This is a genomic window from Nocardia sp. NPDC087230 (assembly GCF_044744725.1).
GTDB lineage: Bacteria > Actinomycetota > Actinomycetes > Mycobacteriales > Mycobacteriaceae > Nocardia > Nocardia canadensis.
Genome location: NZ_JBIUYV010000002.1, coordinates 628,856 through 645,052 on the forward strand (window position 1 = coordinate 628,856; position 16,197 = coordinate 645,052).

Here is a 16,197-nt window from a genome sequence, read left to right on the forward strand (position 1 = left end):
TCAGTGCTGAATCAGGCCGCCGACCGCCACCGGAGCGACATGGCCGATCTCCGGCAGCGTCCGCGCCAGGGCGAGACCGATACCCTCGGCGGTCACGACCCGCGCGAGCAGGACCCGCCCGTCCTCGATACACACGGCGTAGGCCGCCAGGTTCCCGGACGCCGCGTGGGTCGCGAAGACGTACATCACCACCGGAAAGCGGCCGTCCGGCGAGTGACTACCGCGTCGCCAGAAACCACACAGGCCCTTCCCGGATTCCCGGAAAGGGCCTGTGACCTCGGAGCCGCCTGGGGGAATCGAACCCCCGACCTTTTCATTACGAGTGAAGCGCTCTACCGACTGAGCTAAGGCGGCGTGCCGTTAGGCGACGCGAGTCTATCGCGGGAACGGCCGGAACGCGAAAACGGGTGGTCAGGTGGAGCGGGCGGCGATGAGGGTGGCGACCATGGCGGCGACGGCGAAGCGGGGTTTCACGTTGAGGTCCAGGGCTTCCCGGCACTCCAGCACGGCGTCGATGCTGCGGAGCAGGCCCTCGGGGCGGACGTTGGTGGCGAGGTCGGTGATCTCCACCGCCATGTCCGGGTGGGTGAGGGTGATGGCGACCCCGCGGCCGGCGAAGCGCATGGCGAGAGCGTCGCGGTACATCCCGGCCACGTCGATGAGGGCGCGGTCGAGGGCATCGCGGCCGGTGCGGGTGGCGCGGGACTTCTGGCGGCGCTCGAGTTCCTTGAGCACGCCCGCCGAACCACGGGTGGCCGAGGCGGCGCCCTTGCCGGTGCCGCCCGCGCCCATGGCGGTGGCGAGTTCGTCGCGTTCGCGGTCGTCGCGTTCGGCGCTCATCTGCTTGGCTTCGTCGTCGGCCGACTTCACCAGCTCGTCGGCGGCGGCGTAGGCCGCGCCCGGCCGTTCGGTGGCGCTGACCAGGGCCAGCGCCCGCTGACGTCGCTTGCGCGCGTCCTCGTCGGTGGCGAGGCGACGTGCCCGGCCGACATGACCACCGCTCACCGAGGCCGCCCACTCGGCGGTCTCGGCGTCGAGCTGATCCCGCTCGCGCAGGACCTGCGCGATGGCGGGGACGGTCGGGGTCACCAAATGCACGTGCCTGCATCGGGATCGCAGGGTGACGGAGATGTCCTCCGGGTCGACGGTCGGCGCGCACAGCAGGAACACGGTGCGGTCCGGCGGCTCCTCGACGACCTTCAGCAGGGCGTTGGCCGCGCCTTCGGTGAGCCGGTCGGCGTCCTCGACCACGACGATCTGCCAGCGGCCGGTGCTCGGTCGCCGAGACGCGATCTGCACGATCGCGCGCATCTCCTTGGTGCTGATGCTCAAGCCCTCGGGAATGATCCGGCGCACGTCACCGTGCGTGCCTGCCATCGTGGTGGTGCACGCATGGCAGCGACCGCATCCGACGGCGTCGGGGTCGGTGCATTGCAGGGCGGCGGCGAAGCACAGCGCGGCGACCGACCGACCGGATCCGGGCGGACCCGTGAACAGCCACGAATGCGTCATCGCCCCGGTCACGACGCCCGCGCGGGCCGCCGTCGCGGCAGCCGTCAGTTCGGCCTCGACCACGTCCTGGCCGACCAGTCGATCGAAGACACCTGCCACGCGCTACACCCTAGCCGCGTGGTCCGACATCGATCCGGACGGCCGGACCGCCGCGGCCCGGACCGGCCGCCACGGCAGCGCTTGTTCGCCCATCATGGCCGCTGCGACGAACACCCGCGTGCCATCACAGCGGCGCCGAGAGACCGACCGCGCGGCCGAGACGCTCGCCTGGACTGATCCGACCAGCCGCCGGGAACCCGCCCCCTGTCCGCGCGCGGTGTCAGTCCGCGTCGGTACCAGCAGTTTTCGACGCCGCCTTCTTCGCGGGCGCCTTCTTGGCCGCGGTCTTCTTCGCCGCGGTCTTCTTGGCCGCGGTCTTGGTGGCGGTCTTCGTCGCGGTCGACGTCGCCGCCGCCTTCTTCGCCGGCGCCTTCTTGGCGGCCTTCTTCGCGGTCGTCTTCTTGGCCGCCTTCTTCACCGGACCACGGGCCCGGCGATCGGCGAGCAGCTCGGACGCGCGCTCGTCGGTGATCGACTCGACCTCGTCGCCCTTGCGCAGGCTGGCGTTGGTCTCACCGTCGGTGACGTACGGGCCGAACCGGCCGTCCTTGATCACCATCGGCTTGTTCGTCGCCGAGTCGTTGCCTAGCTCCCGCAGCGGGGCCGCGCTCGCCGCCTGCCGACCGCGCCGCTTCGGCTCGGCGTAGAGCTTGAGCGCCTCGTCGAGGGTGACGGAGAACAACTGTTCCTCGGTCGCCAGCGAGCGCGAATCGGTGCCCTTCTTCAGGTAGGGCCCGTATCGGCCGTTCTGCGCGGTGATCTCCTCGCCCGAGGTCGGGTCGTTGCCGACCACGCGCGGCAGCGAGAGCAGCTTGAGCGCGTCGTCGAGGGTGATCGTCGCCAGATCCATCGACTTGAACAGCGAGCCGGTGCGCGGCTTGACCTCGGCCGCTTTCTTGGCTGTCTTCTTCGCCGGCGTCGCGGCCGGATCCGGTGCGGGCGGCTCGGGCAGCACCTCGGTGACGTACGGGCCGAAACGGCCTTCCTTGGCGACGATTTCGTGTCCGGACACCGGGTCGACGCCGAGTGAGCGGCCCTCCTGAGGCGTCGAGAACAGCTTCTCGGCGACCTCTCGGGTCAGCTCGTCCGGCGGCAGATCGTCGGGCAGGTTCGCCCGCTGCGACACCGGATCACCGTCCGGGTCATCGGGATTGACGATCATCCGCTCCAGGTACGGACCGAAGCGGCCGACGCGGACCACGACATCGCGGCCCTCCTCGTCGACGAACATCTTGATCGAGTTCACTTCGCGGGCATCGATGTCGTCGAGCTGCTCGCCGACCATCTTCTTCAGGCCACCCGAGCGCGCCACCGAACCCTCGGCGCCGTGATCACCGCCGAAGTAGAAGCTGGACAACCAGTTTCCGCGCTGCTCACGGCCACCGGCGATCGCGTCGAGGTCGTCCTCCATCGCGGCGGTGAAGTCGAAGTCGACCAGTCGCCCGAAATAGGCCTCGAGCAGGCCGACCACCGCGAACGCCACCCACGAGGGCACCAGCGCGCTGCCGCGTTTGTAGACGTAACCGCGATCGAGAATCGTCTTGATGATCGAGGAGTACGTCGACGGGCGGCCGATGCCGAGCTCCTCGAGCGTCTTGATCAGCGACGCTTCGGTGTAGCGCGCGGGCGGATTGGTGCTGTGCCCGTCCGGGGTGAGCTCGACGGCGGTGACGCCCTGGCCCTCTTCCAGTGCGGGCAACCGGGATTCGGCGTCGTCGGACTGACCGCCCGCTTCCTCGTCGACGCTCTCGACATAGGCCTTGAGGAAGCCGGGGAAGGTGATCGTGCGGCCCGAGGAGGAGAACACGCACTCCTCACCGGTCCGGGCGGTGCCGGTGATCCGCAAGGTCAGCGTGGTGCCGCGCGCGTCGGCCATCTGCGAGGCGACGGTGCGCTGCCAGATCAGCTCGTAGAGCCGGAACTCGTCCTGGTCGACCTTGGACGCCAGCTGGCCAGGGGTCATGAACGTGTCACCGGACGGGCGGATCGCCTCGTGCGCTTCCTGCGCGTTCTTGACCTTGCGGGTGTACTGGCGCGGCGTCGGCGAGACGTACTCCGCGCCGTAGAGCTGCGTGGCCTGCGAACGCGCGGCCGCGATGGCCGACTCCGACAGCGTGGTCGAGTCGGTACGCATGTAGGTGATGTAACCGTTTTCGTACAGCCGCTGCGCCACCCGCATCGTGCGCTCGGAGGTGAAGCGCAGCTTGCGCCCCGCTTCCTGCTGCAACGTCGAGGTCATGAACGGCGGATACGGCTTGCGCGAGTACGGCTTGGCCTCGGCGGAGGAGACGACCAGGTCGGCGCCGTCGAGCGCCTCGGCCAGCCGGTTCGCGTAGGCCTCGTCCAGCACGACGACACCGGTGGCCGACTTGAGCTGACCGTCGGAACCGAAGTCACGACCGGAGGCGACCCGGTCGCCCTCGACCTGGACCAGGCGCGCGCCGAACGTGCGCGGGTTGGTCGAATCGGAGTTCTCGTCGACGCCGGCGTCGAGCTTGGCGGCGATGTCCCAGTATTCGGCGGAGCGGAACGCCATGCGCTCACGCTCACGCCGCACGATGACGCGGGTGGCCACGGACTGCACGCGGCCCGCCGACAGGCGCGGCATGACCTTCTTCCACAGCACCGGACTGACTTCGTAGCCGTAGAGGCGGTCCAGGATGCGGCGGGTCTCCTGCGCGTCGACCAGATCGTTGTCGAGTTCGCGAGTGTCGGCGGCGGCCGCGAGGATGGCCGGCTCGGTGATCTCGTGGAAGACCATTCGGCGGACCGGGACCTTCGGCTTGAGCGTCTCGAGCAGGTGCCAGGCGATCGCCTCGCCCTCGCGGTCGGGGTCGGTGGCGAGATAGAGCTCGTCGGCGTCGGCCAACAGGCTCTTGAGCTCGGAGACCTTGGCCTTCTTATCCGGGCTGACGACATAGATCGGCTCGAAGTCGTGATCGACGTCGACGCCGAGGCGGGCCCAGGACTGCCCCTTGTATTTGGCGGGCACGTCCGCGGCGCCGCGCGGCAAGTCACGGATATGACCCACCGAGGCTTCGACGGTGTAGTTGCGGCCCAGGTAAGGCGCGATCTTGCGGGCCTTCGTCGGGGACTCGACGATCACGAGACGACGCAGGGGACGCCCCTGGTCGGCTGAACTGCGGTCTCGTGTTGCCACCGGCGAACACCTTCCTTCTATATCCGCGCGTCGGGAGGTCCGCTCGGTGCGCGGCTGGGGCAGACGGCGCGACGTTCGGACATCGCCACCAGTGACGTTTATACCTTGCGCACTTGGGTAGCTGCGTCCACGGCGGCTGGCGCCGCGGGTTTCCGGCCTGCTCGGCCCGGAGAACTTCTGGGCGACCTTACCCCTGAAATGGCTCGTCCCCCACCTCCGCGTAGGAGGTGGGGGACGGGCGTTGTTTCGATTCGCAGCTCAGGAGAGCGCGCGAACGCCGGTGGCCTGCGGGCCCTTGGTGCCCTGGCCGACCTCGAACTCGACCTTCTGGTTCTCCTCGAGGGTACGGAAGCCCGTGCCCTGGATCTCCGAGTAGTGGACGAAGACGTCAGCGGAGCCGTCCTCGGGCGCGATGAAGCCGAACCCCTTCTCCGCGTTGAACCACTTCACAGTTCCCTGTGCCATTCTGTTCCTTCTCTTTCTTACCGGAACGGCGGACAACTGGGTTCGTCCACCGGGTCCGTTCCGACCGCTGTACTGTTGGTCCCCCTGCAAGGAAAGCCTGAGCACGGCGTTCGCAACATCGATCCTGCTGATGGTTTGGACTTTCGATCCGTCCCTCGAACACAGAAGCTTGCGACCGAGACCCAGTGAACCATGTCCACGAGCAATTCAACAGTCGAGTTACCGACAATTTGCAAAATTCTTGATCTTGCGAATGCGCAGGTGAGGGAGAGATTGGGTGAATCCGTACTTCCAGTCTGTTTGCTTCACGATAACCGGGTGAGCTTCCAGCAAACCTGCTGTGACCCAGGTCGCTATTGGGTTACGAAATCGCAGGTAGCGCTCGCCGCACACACACGTTTCACACTTCCGGCGTGGCGCGAGAGGGCGATGGGATGAATCCGGCAGAGCGGACCGAGGTCCAGCCGACGACTTCGGGCGAGAGCTACGGGCGATCGTTGCTGAATCGTGTCCTGGTCGAGGCTGCCGCCGGCGGCAGCCCCCTGACCTATGTCGCCGAGCTGCCCGCCCGGCCCGCACGGACCACCGACTGGCCGGAATGGGTGCCATCCGCGCTGGTCACAGCGCTGGACGCGGCCGGGATCGACCGGCCGTGGGAGCACCAGACCCGCACAGCCGAGCTGGCGGCGGCCGGAAAACACGTCGTCGTCAGCACCGGGACCGCGTCCGGGAAATCTCTCGGCTACCTTCTGCCGGTCCTCACCGCCCTGCACGACGACCCGCGAGCAACCGCGCTGTACCTGTCCCCCACCAAGGCGCTCGGCGCCGATCAGCTGCGCGCGGTCGGCGGGCTGATCCACGACAATCCCCTGCGGGAGGCCCATCCGGCGAGCTACGACGGTGACACCCCCGCCGAGATCAGGCAGTGGGTACGGGCCAACGCCCGGTGGATCTTCACCAATCCCGACATGCTGCACGTCGGGATGCTGCGTTCGCATCAGCGCTGGGCGCGCGTGCTGCGCAATCTTCGCTACGTGGTGGTCGACGAATGCCACTCCTACCGGGGCGTGTTCGGTTCGCATGTCGCCCTGGTGCTGCGCAGGCTGCGCCGGCTCGCCGCGTTCTACGGCGCCGACCCGGTGTTCGTCCTGTGCTCGGCCACCAGTGCCGACCCCGGGGCTTCGGCGACGAGGCTGATCGGCGCACCGGTCACCGCCGTCACCGCGGACGCCTCGCCGCACGGCGCCAGGACCGTCGCCCTGTGGGAACCGCCGTTGAGCACCGCGGTGACCGGCGAGAACGGCGCGCCCGTGCGCCGCACCGCGACCGGTGAGGCCGCCAAGATCATGGCGAGCCTGGTGACCGAGGGCGCCAGGACACTCACCTTCGTCCGCTCGCGCAGGGGTGCCGAACTGATCGCGCTCGACGCCCGCCGCGTCCTCGCCGAACGAGCCCCTGAGCTGCAGGAACGGGTCGCGGCCTATCGCGCCGGCTACCTGGCCGAGGACCGCCGGGAGCTGGAGCGATCGCTCTCGGAGGGCACCCTGCTCGGCGCCGCCACCACCAACGCGCTCGAACTCGGTGTCGATATCGCGGGCCTCGACGCCGTGGTCATCGCGGGTTTTCCCGGCACCGTCGCCTCGTTCTGGCAGCAGGCCGGGCGTGCGGGCAGGCGGCTGCAGGGTTCGCTCGTGGTGCTGGTCGCCACCGACGATCCGCTCGACACCTATCTCGTCCATCACCCGGAAGCGCTGCTGGACCGGCCGATCGAGGCCACCATCACCGACCCCTACAACCCCTATGTCCTGGGGCCGCAGCTGCTCTGCGCGGCCATGGAGTTGCCGCTCACCGACGACGAGGTGACCGAGCTCGGCGCCGGTGCTGTGCTCGCCGACCTGGCCGAAGAGGGATTGATCCGGCACCGCCCCGGCCCTCGCGGCGGGCCGGGACGGTGGCACGTCACCGCGCACACCCATCCCCACGACGCCGTGGACGTGCGCGGCGGACTCGGCACGCCGGTGGCCATCGTCGACGCCGAATCCGGGCGCCTGCTCGGCACGGCCGACGCGGGCCGGGCACCCGCGACCCTGCACAACGGCGCCGTGCACCTGCACCAGGGCGAGACCTACCTGGTCGACGAACTCGACCTCGACGGTGGCGTCGCCTTCGTCAACGAGGTGGACCCCGGCTTCACCACCAGTGCTCGTCAGGTCACCTCGATCACCATCGACGCGGTGACCGAGGAGCGCGTCTTCGGCGCCGTCACCACCGCATCCGCGCAGGTCGCGGTCACCAATCAGGTCGTCGGCTACCTCCGCACGCTGGTCACGGGCGAGGTGCTCGACCAGGTCGAACTCGATCTGCCCGCCCAGACGCTGCACACCAAGGCCGTCCTCTATACCGTCACGCCCCGACTCCTGGCCGCCGCCGGGATCTCCGACGACGAGCTCCCCGGCGCTCTGCATGCCGCCGAACACGCCGCGATCGGCATGCTGCCGCTGGTCGCCGGCTGCGACCGCTGGGACATCGGCGGCGTCTCGATCGCCGAGCACCCCGACACCGGCGCGCCGACCGTGTTCGTCTACGACGGGCAACCCGGCGGCGCGGGCTTCGCCGAGCGAGGATTCGCCCGGCTGGACGACTGGTTGGCCGCCACACTCGGCGTCATCCGCAGTTGCGGGTGCCAGGACGGGTGCCCCTCGTGCGTGCAGTCACCCAAGTGCGGCAACGGGAACAATCCGCTGGACAAGGACGCGGCGGCCCGGCTCCTGGTCGCCGTCCTCGGCGAGTTGCGAGCCCACTCCGGCACAGCGGCGAAGTCGTGATACCGCCGCGCCGGTGACGTGACCGGCGCTACACCTCGCTTCAAGAATGCTGGTCGCCCGACCATTTTTGCGTTGACCAGCGAGGACGCTGACGCCGCCCGCGGTATCCCGATTAAAAAGGATAACTCTTCTGTTAACTGGTGCATTGCCGACGGACGCCCCGGAGTAGGCCACATCATTATTTTCGTTTAGTTCTCTCCTCATAAAAGAATGTGCATGAAATTCAGGGAATAGAGCTCGGCGGAATTGTGGATTAGTTCGGTGCGGAACAACCACCGACCAGTGATAACACTTCCGCGTCACCCACTCTCGTCCACCGGTCCAGCGCGTGCCGCGGCCGCGATGGTGCGCGCGCCGAACACTCCGAATGACGCATTCGCCTCCACCGCGACCACCACATCCCACTGCTCGGCAACACACCGCGCCACCCGCACACCCATCCTCCGCCCGACTTCCACGGCCTCGGCGCACGCCGCCTCGGCCCCCTCGGCCAGCACACTCGCCGCACCCAACGCGCCGAGGTCGGCCGCCGCCTGCGCCCGGTGCCGACCGACCACCACCGCGCCCACCTGACCGATCACCAAGGTCAGCGCGATCAAGGCCGCGAGCGCCGTGCACGCGAACACCGTCGCCCCGCCGGCATCACCGGCCGGGACCCGCACTCGCGCGCCGGTCATCGACCGACTCCCGGCTCGGTGGTCGCGACCGCCTCGGCGCGCAGCCGCAGACCGGGCAACAACGCGGTTCCCGCGGTGACCACCGCCACCATGCGGTCTCCGTCACCCCGGACCTCGACTGTCGCACCGGGCGGCGCGACGCTCCGAGCCGCCGCGAGGGCGTGCGCCGCGTCGCCACGGGCGGCCAACCTCGCCGCCTCGCGTGCCGCGTCGACACAACGCACCTGGGTCGATGCGGCCAGCAGGGCTCCGACGCACAGCACCACCGCGCACACCAGCGCGGCGAGCGCGATGGCGGCCTCGACCGTCACCGCACCCGCTTCGTCACCGAGAATACTTGTGCCGCACCGTTTTACACATTCGTGTTGAGCGCCTTGTCGATGATCTGGGTCAGCGCGTTGACGATGCTGTCCCCTGTCACCACCCCGTAGAGCACCGCACCGAACGTCGCGGCCGCGATCGTGCCGATCGCATACTCCGCGGTGGACATACCGTCGTCGTCGATCAGCAGGCGCGTGATCCGCGTCCGCGCTCCTATATATACGGCGCGTACGAACGTCATCGTGATCCCCTCTCCTTCCACACCACCCGGCCGATCCGTGTGGTGACGATTCGTCGGCCCTGTCGAGGCCGGTCACAGCAGGCCGCCGTCGCCGAGGACCCGATCCGCCAGGCCGATCACGACTGGGACGATGCCGAGGCAGACGAAGGCGGGCAGGAAGCACAGCCCGAGTGGCCCGCCGATCAGCACACCCGCACGTTCGGCCCGCGCGACCGCGGCGTCCGCCACCGCCTCGCGCCGCTGATCCGCCAGTTCCCCGACGGCAGCCGCGAGTGAGGAACCGGAGCGTGCGGAGCGCCGCGCCATCCGTGCCAGCGATTCGACCTCGTCCGCACCAGCCGACCCCACCGCATCCGCCGCGGCCCGTTCCCAAGCCGTCGCCGCATCCGCACCGAGGGCCAGCAGATCAGCCGCCCGGAGCAGTGCGGCCCGCAACACCGGCGGCGCCGTCCCCGCACCAGCCCGCGCGGCCGCGGCCAAGGGCAGCCCCGCCCGGAGGCACGCCGCCAGCAGATCGAAGGCCGAAGCAGACCCCAGCGGGTCGGGCTTCGACTTTCCCCGCCCCACCTCGCGCGCCGCGGTCGGTGCCCGCCCGAGTGCCCGCACCCGTCGGCTCACCGCCACTCGACCGGGCAGCAATGCCACCGCCATCGCGGCGACCAGGAGCGCGGCAGGCGATGGCGGTCCTTCCGAGTAGTACACAGCAGTCCCTCCCCACGATGCTTTCGTTTCGTACTGCTGGCACGTGCGCTGAACACACACGCCAGCAAGGCATTACGCGCTGGTCCCGCGACGCCACCTGAGCGGGTCGGCGTGGCGCTCAGCGATGTCGCTGGACCACAGGAGCCCCGAATTGCGCTGGTGTCGGGTGCGATCTCCCAGGTCGAGCTGTTCAGCTCCGGTCACGCCGCGCCCTCGACGGCTCTGCCCGAACGCATTTCGCCACAAGACGCTCCGTTGCCTATGCGGACCGCGATGCTGTCGTTCTCTCGAGGCTCGTGCGCATAAGCGCCGCATCCCACAGGCCTCCGATCCTGATCACCGTGATCGCAGGCCGCATCCCGCGTTCCACCGCCGTGGCGATCGGTTCCCGAGGAGGGCGTCGGCGTCGATATGTGCGGCCGAGTGTGGCGACGGGGGCGGTCATGCCGTTCCCCGTCGGGTGATGACATCTGTCCACAGCAATCCACAGCAGGCCAGGCCGGCGCCCAGTGGGAGGAGCAGTTCACCGGCGGGGGAACCGAACAGGACCGAGAGCGGTGCGGCGCCCATCAGCTGGCCGAGGCCGATGCCGACCAGGGGTAGACCGGCGAGGACAGAGGCCGACGCCCGAGCTCCGGCGAGGGCTGCCTCGGTGCGGTCGCGGAATCGGATGCGGCCGAGGAGATCGGTCCTAGCCGCGGACAGCAGCTCTGCCAAGGCGAGACCGTGCTCCTCGGCCACCCGCCAGGCGGTGGCGACGCGCGACAATTCCTCAGCGACCGGTGATTCCGGGTGCAACCAGCCATCGGCTCCCGAGCCGCCGAGCCGGCTGCGGCCCGCGCTGATCGCCAGCACCCGAGCCGCTTCCCCACGGGACTCCGCGGCCGCGGCTTCGGCGGCAGCACTCGGATGCGCACCGACTCGCAGCTCACCGACGACCGCCTCGAGACCGGCCAGCAGATGGCCGCACTCCGCCCGCCGAACGCGCTCACCACGACCGCGCCGATTCCGTACCGCGACGGTGACGCCCACCATCAGCACCGCCAGCCCCGTCCCGACTCCCCACGCGAAGGCCATGCACCCCAACCCGATTCCCACACCCCAGGTCACCGGTATCCGTCGCACCGCGCGCGCACCGCCCACATCGAACAACCGCCGAAAGCGCCGCCGATCGCCCGCCGCGGGAAGCATCAGCACCGCCGCCGCGCAACAGAGCAGTCCGACCACCATCGCTACCTCCGTGTCGTCCTGTCGCATGGCACCGCTGACTGTTTCGCGTCGATCCCGCCTCGGACACCAGTGCCACTTCGCCCGCCGACGAGGGCGGAGCACTCCCCTGCACCATGGTCAGGTCCGGTGCAGTCCCCTGCGCCAACCCACCGGCCGGCACCGCTTCCGCCTCCGCGAACGCCACATCGATGGCGAACTCGACCTGGTGATCTGGGCCGACGATCCCCGCACCCGGGCGATCCTGACCGTTGATCTCCTCACCCGAGCGAACCGAGCCGCAGAGCTCCATACCCGAGCGATTGGGCCCGCCGACCTCCCCGTCCGAGCAATCCGGAGCACCGGCCCCCACGCCCGAACGACCCGGCCCGCCGACCTTCACGTCCGAGCGATCTGGCCCACCGGCCTCCTCGCCAGGCGAAGCCGTACACAGACACACGCTCGATCCCGTCGATGGAGAACTCACCTGATCGGCGGGCAGCACCACAGCAGGTTCGCTGCCACCTCGCCGACCGCGTCCCCAAAGCCATTTCGACAGTGTCACTTCGACTGTCAGGCGAACGGCCCGCGACACCACTCCACGCAGCCGAACCGATTTCCTAGTTCCGACCGCACGACGACCTCGCACCCCGTCGCCTCGCGCTCCCTGTCCTCGCACCCCATCGGCTCGCACCGACCCATGGTCTCCAGCCCGTGCGAATCCGGGGTCGGCGCGAACCGGCCACATACCGGCACCTGTGGCCGATGACCCAGGCACACAACGAGACCCAGCCGACGTGCTGACCCGCGCCGGGCCGCGAGCGCGGACCGAATGATTCCGGGCCTGCGAAGACGTGCCACTTCCGCCGGTCGGCGGAACAGCGGCACCCGCGTCGGGTAGGTCGACCGCTTGTCCTCGACCCGTCGCCCCGCGGAGACCACTGCCCGCCGGCGACGTGCCGCCCCAACGCACCGGCCACACGCCGACGCTCGTGCACGGCATCCCAGCCACCCGCCGATCGCTTGTTGAGCCAAGGTCCCGGGCCGAGCGATCGTCGACCTTCGAGAACACATCGGTCTCGCGAACCGGCCACGTCTCGGCATGCGCGCCAGCGGGTTCATCGCCGCTGCGGTCGGCGGGCTCGCTGACGGTGCTGCCGCAGCACAGTGCGTGGGCTAGGTCATCGCGTCGGGCCGGGCTCGAGTCGTCGACCTGCGGGGAACCGCCGTCGATGCGGACCGGCCATGCTCCCGCGCCTGTGGTTCTCATCCGAGTCGCACCTCGATCAGGCGGGCGAGTTCGGCGGCGGCGGGAATGGGGGCGTCGTCGGAGCGCCAGGCGGGGGTGATGCGGATGCCGGTGGTGGCTCGTTCGAGGACGCCGATTTCACGGAGGCCGCGGGTGCCGTCGGCGCGGCGGTGGACATGGAGGACGACCTGGACCGCGGCGGCGAGCTGGCTGTGCAGGGCGGCGCGGTCCATGCCGCCGAGGGCGGCGAGGGCTTCCAGCCGGGCGGGCACCTCCTGCGGGGAGTTCGCGTGCACGGTGCCCGCGCCGCCGTCGTGGCCGGTGTTGAGGGCGGTGAGCAGGTCGACGACTTCGGCGCCGCGCACCTCGCCGACGACAATGCGGTCGGGGCGCATGCGCAGCGACTGGCGAACCAGGTCGCGCACCGTCACCGCGCCGACGCCCTCGACATTGGCGGTGCGGGCGACCAGCCGCACCACGTGGGGGTGGACAGGGGCGAGTTCGGCGGCGTCCTCGACGCAGATGATCCGCTCGGCCGGATCCACCGCGGCCAGCAGCGCCGAGAGCAGGGTGGTCTTGCCCGCGCCGGTGCCGCCGACGACGAGGAAGGCCAGCCGGGCGCGCACGATGTCGGTGAGCAGCCGGAGCGCGGACGGCGGGACCGATCCGGCGGCCGACAGGGCGGTCAGGCCCTGGGTGGCGGGGCGCAGGACGCGCAGGGACAGGCAGGTGCCGTCGTGGGCGACGGGCGCGAGGACCGCGTGCAGGCGGACACCGAAAGCGTCGCCGAGCGTCGCCTCGGTACCGGCGAGCTTGCCGTCGACCCAGGGCTGGGCATCGTCGAGCCTGCGGCCCGCGGCGAGGGCGAGCCGCTGGGCGAGCCTGCGCACTGCGGCCTCGTCGGCGAACTGCACCTCGGTCCGCTCGAGTCCGTGACCACGGTCGATCCACACCGAGTCGGGTCCGGTGACGAGCACATCGGCGACCCGGGGATCGTGCAGCAGCGGCTCGAGCAGACCCGCTCCGGTCATCTCCGTCTGCAGCAGACGCAATGCGCGCAGCAGGTCGGTGTCGGCGAGCACGCCGCCCGCTTCGGCGCGGATCGCGGCGGCCAGCTGCGCCGCGTCGGGGGCGCCCGGGTGCTCGGCGAGCCGTTCCCGCACCCGCTCGAGCAGGTCGACGGTGACGAAGGTGGTCATCGCGGCGCCCCCACCATCGACAACACGGCGTCGGCGGCGTCGCGCAGCGGACCGCGCCTGCGCACGCTGAGCCCACCACGTTCGAGCCGCGCGGCCAGTCCGGCCTGCCCCCGCACCGCGGCCAGCAGCGGCAGTCCGAGCACCTCGGCGACTTCGGCGCCGCGCAGTCCGCCCGGCGCCGGTCCGCGAACCACCAAGCCGCGATTGGGATTTCGCTCCCCGAGGTAGGCCGCGACGACCTCGGCCGCGGCGACGGCGCGCAGCCGTGCGGGGACGACGAGGACCACCAGATCGGCGGCATCGACCATCGCGTCGGCCGCGGGGCCACGTTCACTGGAGACATCACAGACGACCAGATCCCCTGCGGCTCTGCCGGATTCGATGACCGCACGCACCGCGGCGGGAGTGAGCTCGGTCGGTGGCAGGCCCGCGCCGTGCCGTCCGCACGACAGCACCGCCAGCCCGGCCGTGGCGGCGGGCAGCGCGTTGTGCAGCGCCGCCGCGGAGACCCGACCGTCCTCGATGACCAGATCCGGCCAGCGCAATCCGGCGACGTTCTCCATCCCGAGCACCAGGTCGATGCCGCCGTCGAGCGGCGCGCCGTCGATCAGCACCGTGTCCGGCCGCAATCCGCGAGCGGCCGCGCGCAGGGCGATGGCCGCAGCGAGGGTCGAGGCTCCGGCGCCGCCGCCTGCCCCGGCGACCGCGACGACCACGCCTTCCCCGGTTCTGGACTCGGCGTGCTCGGCGAACTGCTCGACCAGCGCGACCGCGCAGGCGGGCAGCGCGACGACTCGCTCCGCACCCACCGCCGTGGCCGCCTGCCAGTCCGGTACCGCGGGTTCACCCTCGGTGACGAGCACGATCCCCGGCCGTCGCGGGCAGCCCGCCGCGGCGGCGACGGTGGCGGCGGCGGTGTCGAGGATCACCAGGCCCGCTCCCGACCACGCGTGCCGCCCGACAGGCATGCTGCGCTCGTCGGTGACCCGCTCGGCGGCCGCGGCGACCCGGCGCACTTCGGCACGCAGCCTCGGGTCACGCACGAGCACCAGAGCGGGAGCGAGTCCGGCGGTTGAGGGGGCCGCGAGGAGGTTCATGCAGCTCAGCGTGGCCGAGCCCGACACTTCTCAACAGCGGCCACACGGCGATTGTGGATAACTCGGGGGTGTGGAGAACTCGGGCGATCTACCCGGAAATAGAGGACGGCCCCAGCCGGGGGGGAGGAGGCTGGGGCCGTCGGGTTCAGCCCCGGGGGGTCGGGCTGAACGCGCCTGGACCATGTCCAGGTGCCAGCAATACTACACCCATCCCCCGGCGCAGGCGCAAGTAGCGTTCGCCACCATCTTTCGGCGATTCGCGGCCTCCGGCGTCCCCGGGGCAAACTCTCGAGCCGCCCCGGACGGGCGGTTCCTGCGCGCCGCGGGCGGCGTGCCTATTCTGTTGTCGTGACGGCCGAACGTGACCAGACTCCGCTTCCGGACACAAGACTCGCCGCGTCGGGCCGAGCGGCGGTGCCGGGCGGACGCGTCGCGGCCTTCTTCGATCTCGACAAAACGGTGATCGCGAAGTCGAGCGCGTTCGTGTTCAGCAAACCGTTCTACGCCCAGGGTCTGCTCAACCGCCGAGCCGTGCTGGAGAGCAGCTACGCGCACTTTTTGTTCCTGCTTTCCGGGGCCGATCACGACCAGATGGAACGAATGCGGGCAAACCTCGCCAACATGTGCGCGGGCTGGGATGTCGAGCAGGTGAAATCCATTGTCGCCGAGACGCTTCACGATCTCGTCGACCCGCTGATCTACGCCGAGGCCGCCGATCTGATCGCCGACCACAAGATCCGCGGCCACGACGTCGTGATCGTCTCGGCCTCCGGCGAGGAGATCGTCACGCCGATAGCCGAGGTGCTCGGCGCCTCGCATACCGAGGCGACCAGGATGGTCGTCGAGGACGGCAAGTACACCGGCGACATCGAGTTCTACTGCTACGGCGAGGGCAAGGTCGCCGCGATCGAGAAGCTGGCGGCCACAGAGGGTTACGACCTGTCCCGCTGCTACGCCTACTCCGATTCGGTGACCGATCTGCCGATGCTGAGCGCGGTCGGTCACCCGACGGCGGTCAACCCCGACCGCGCGCTGCGCAAGGAGGCCGTCGCCCGGGGCTGGCCGGTGCTCACCTTCTCCAATCCGGTGTCGCTGTGGTCGCGCTTCCAGGCGCCGTCGACCACCACCGTGGCCGCCACCGCGGCCGTCGGATTGAGCGCGATCGTCGCCGGCGCGATCAGCTATCGACTGCTGCGGAAACGTCGCTGACCTGCGAATCCCCAGCATGAATCGCCCGCCGACACGCCGAAAATAGTCTTATCCGGTGATGCCATCGATACGCTTGCTGTGAGTGCCATCACAGTGTAAGAATGGAGTCACGGAAGGACGGAAGGCCAAGACGGAGCCGGAAGAGAAGGTTTCGCCTCCCATCCCACCCTTCCCAGCACGGACGCCAGGCACCCACGCGGAGCGCGCCGCGACAAGGGCAGAAGAGTTGTGGGCC

Annotated in this window: 13 protein-coding genes and 1 tRNA gene; 2 read left to right on the top strand and 12 right to left on the bottom strand. The window is 70.0% G+C overall.

From position 1 onward, the window contains the following. From ACIO52_RS09205 to ACIO52_RS09225, 5 genes are all read right to left on the bottom strand, one after another. The gene (locus ACIO52_RS09205; protein WP_402642846.1) at positions 1-186 is read right to left on the bottom strand and encodes a hypothetical protein; all 186 of its coding nucleotides are present in this window, start codon (positions 184-186) and stop codon (positions 1-3) included. 95 nt (positions 187-281) lie between these two features. After that, positions 282-354, bottom strand: a tRNA-Thr gene (locus ACIO52_RS09210). Between the two features lie 57 nt (positions 355-411). After that, entirely contained in the window at positions 412-1,611 is a 1,200-nt protein-coding gene (locus ACIO52_RS09215; protein ID WP_402642848.1) for a DNA polymerase III subunit delta', read from the bottom strand. Between the two features lie 220 nt (positions 1,612-1,831). Continuing rightward, positions 1,832-4,717 carry a type I DNA topoisomerase gene (topA, locus tag ACIO52_RS09220; RefSeq protein ID WP_308248612.1) on the bottom strand — a complete coding sequence of 962 codons (2,886 nt, stop codon included), beginning with the start codon at positions 4,715-4,717 and terminating at the stop codon, positions 1,832-1,834. 312 nt (positions 4,718-5,029) lie between these two features. Beyond that, on the bottom strand, positions 5,030-5,236 hold the full coding sequence (locus ACIO52_RS09225) for a cold-shock protein (RefSeq protein ID WP_019044597.1): 207 nt from the start codon (positions 5,234-5,236) through the stop codon (positions 5,030-5,032). A 434-nt stretch (positions 5,237-5,670) separates the two neighbouring features. Between ACIO52_RS09225 and ACIO52_RS09230 the strand changes: the two genes are divergently transcribed. Next, positions 5,671-8,061 (top strand): DEAD/DEAH box helicase, encoded by a 2,391-nt coding sequence (locus tag ACIO52_RS09230; RefSeq protein ID WP_402642851.1) that lies wholly within the window; start codon positions 5,671-5,673, stop codon positions 8,059-8,061. A gap of 299 nt (positions 8,062-8,360) precedes the next feature. Here ACIO52_RS09230 and ACIO52_RS09235 read toward each other — a convergent pair whose 3' ends face one another. The 7 genes from ACIO52_RS09235 to ssd all read right to left on the bottom strand — a co-directional run bounded on the left by ACIO52_RS09235 (position 8,361) and on the right by ssd (position 14,753). Further along, complete coding sequence (locus ACIO52_RS09235; protein ID WP_218720696.1) at positions 8,361-8,738, bottom strand: Rv3654c family TadE-like protein; 378 nt, start codon at positions 8,736-8,738, stop codon at positions 8,361-8,363. Next, positions 8,735-9,049, bottom strand: coding sequence for a TadE family type IV pilus minor pilin (locus ACIO52_RS09240; protein ID WP_402642855.1), 315 nt, complete (start codon positions 9,047-9,049; stop codon positions 8,735-8,737). Before ACIO52_RS09240 ends, ACIO52_RS09235 begins: the two co-directional genes overlap by 4 nt. 41 nt (positions 9,050-9,090) lie before the next feature. Further along, complete coding sequence (locus tag ACIO52_RS09245; protein WP_402642858.1) at positions 9,091-9,300, bottom strand: DUF4244 domain-containing protein; 210 nt, start codon at positions 9,298-9,300, stop codon at positions 9,091-9,093. Positions 9,301-9,372: 72 nt separating this feature from the next. Beyond that, positions 9,373-9,951, bottom strand: coding sequence for a type II secretion system F family protein (locus ACIO52_RS09250; protein WP_402643558.1), 579 nt, complete (start codon positions 9,949-9,951; stop codon positions 9,373-9,375). A 492-nt stretch (positions 9,952-10,443) separates the two neighbouring features. After that, positions 10,444-11,232: a type II secretion system F family protein gene (locus tag ACIO52_RS09255; protein WP_218720693.1), complete on the bottom strand. Its 789-nt coding sequence runs from the start codon at positions 11,230-11,232 to the stop codon at positions 10,444-10,446. 1,242 nt (positions 11,233-12,474) lie between these two features. Then, complete coding sequence (locus tag ACIO52_RS09260) at positions 12,475-13,656, bottom strand: TadA family conjugal transfer-associated ATPase (RefSeq protein ID WP_402642862.1); 1,182 nt, start codon at positions 13,654-13,656, stop codon at positions 12,475-12,477. Further along, positions 13,653-14,753 (bottom strand): septum site-determining protein Ssd, encoded by a 1,101-nt coding sequence (gene ssd / locus ACIO52_RS09265; protein ID WP_218720679.1) that lies wholly within the window; start codon positions 14,751-14,753, stop codon positions 13,653-13,655. The genes ACIO52_RS09260 and ssd overlap by 4 nt, the downstream gene beginning before the upstream one ends. 348 nt (positions 14,754-15,101) lie before the next feature. Here ssd and ACIO52_RS09270 point away from each other — a divergent pair, with 348 nt between their 5' ends. Next, positions 15,102-15,962: an HAD-IB family hydrolase gene (locus tag ACIO52_RS09270; RefSeq protein WP_374104900.1), complete on the top strand. Its 861-nt coding sequence runs from the start codon at positions 15,102-15,104 to the stop codon at positions 15,960-15,962. Positions 15,963-16,197 lie beyond the last annotated feature (235 nt).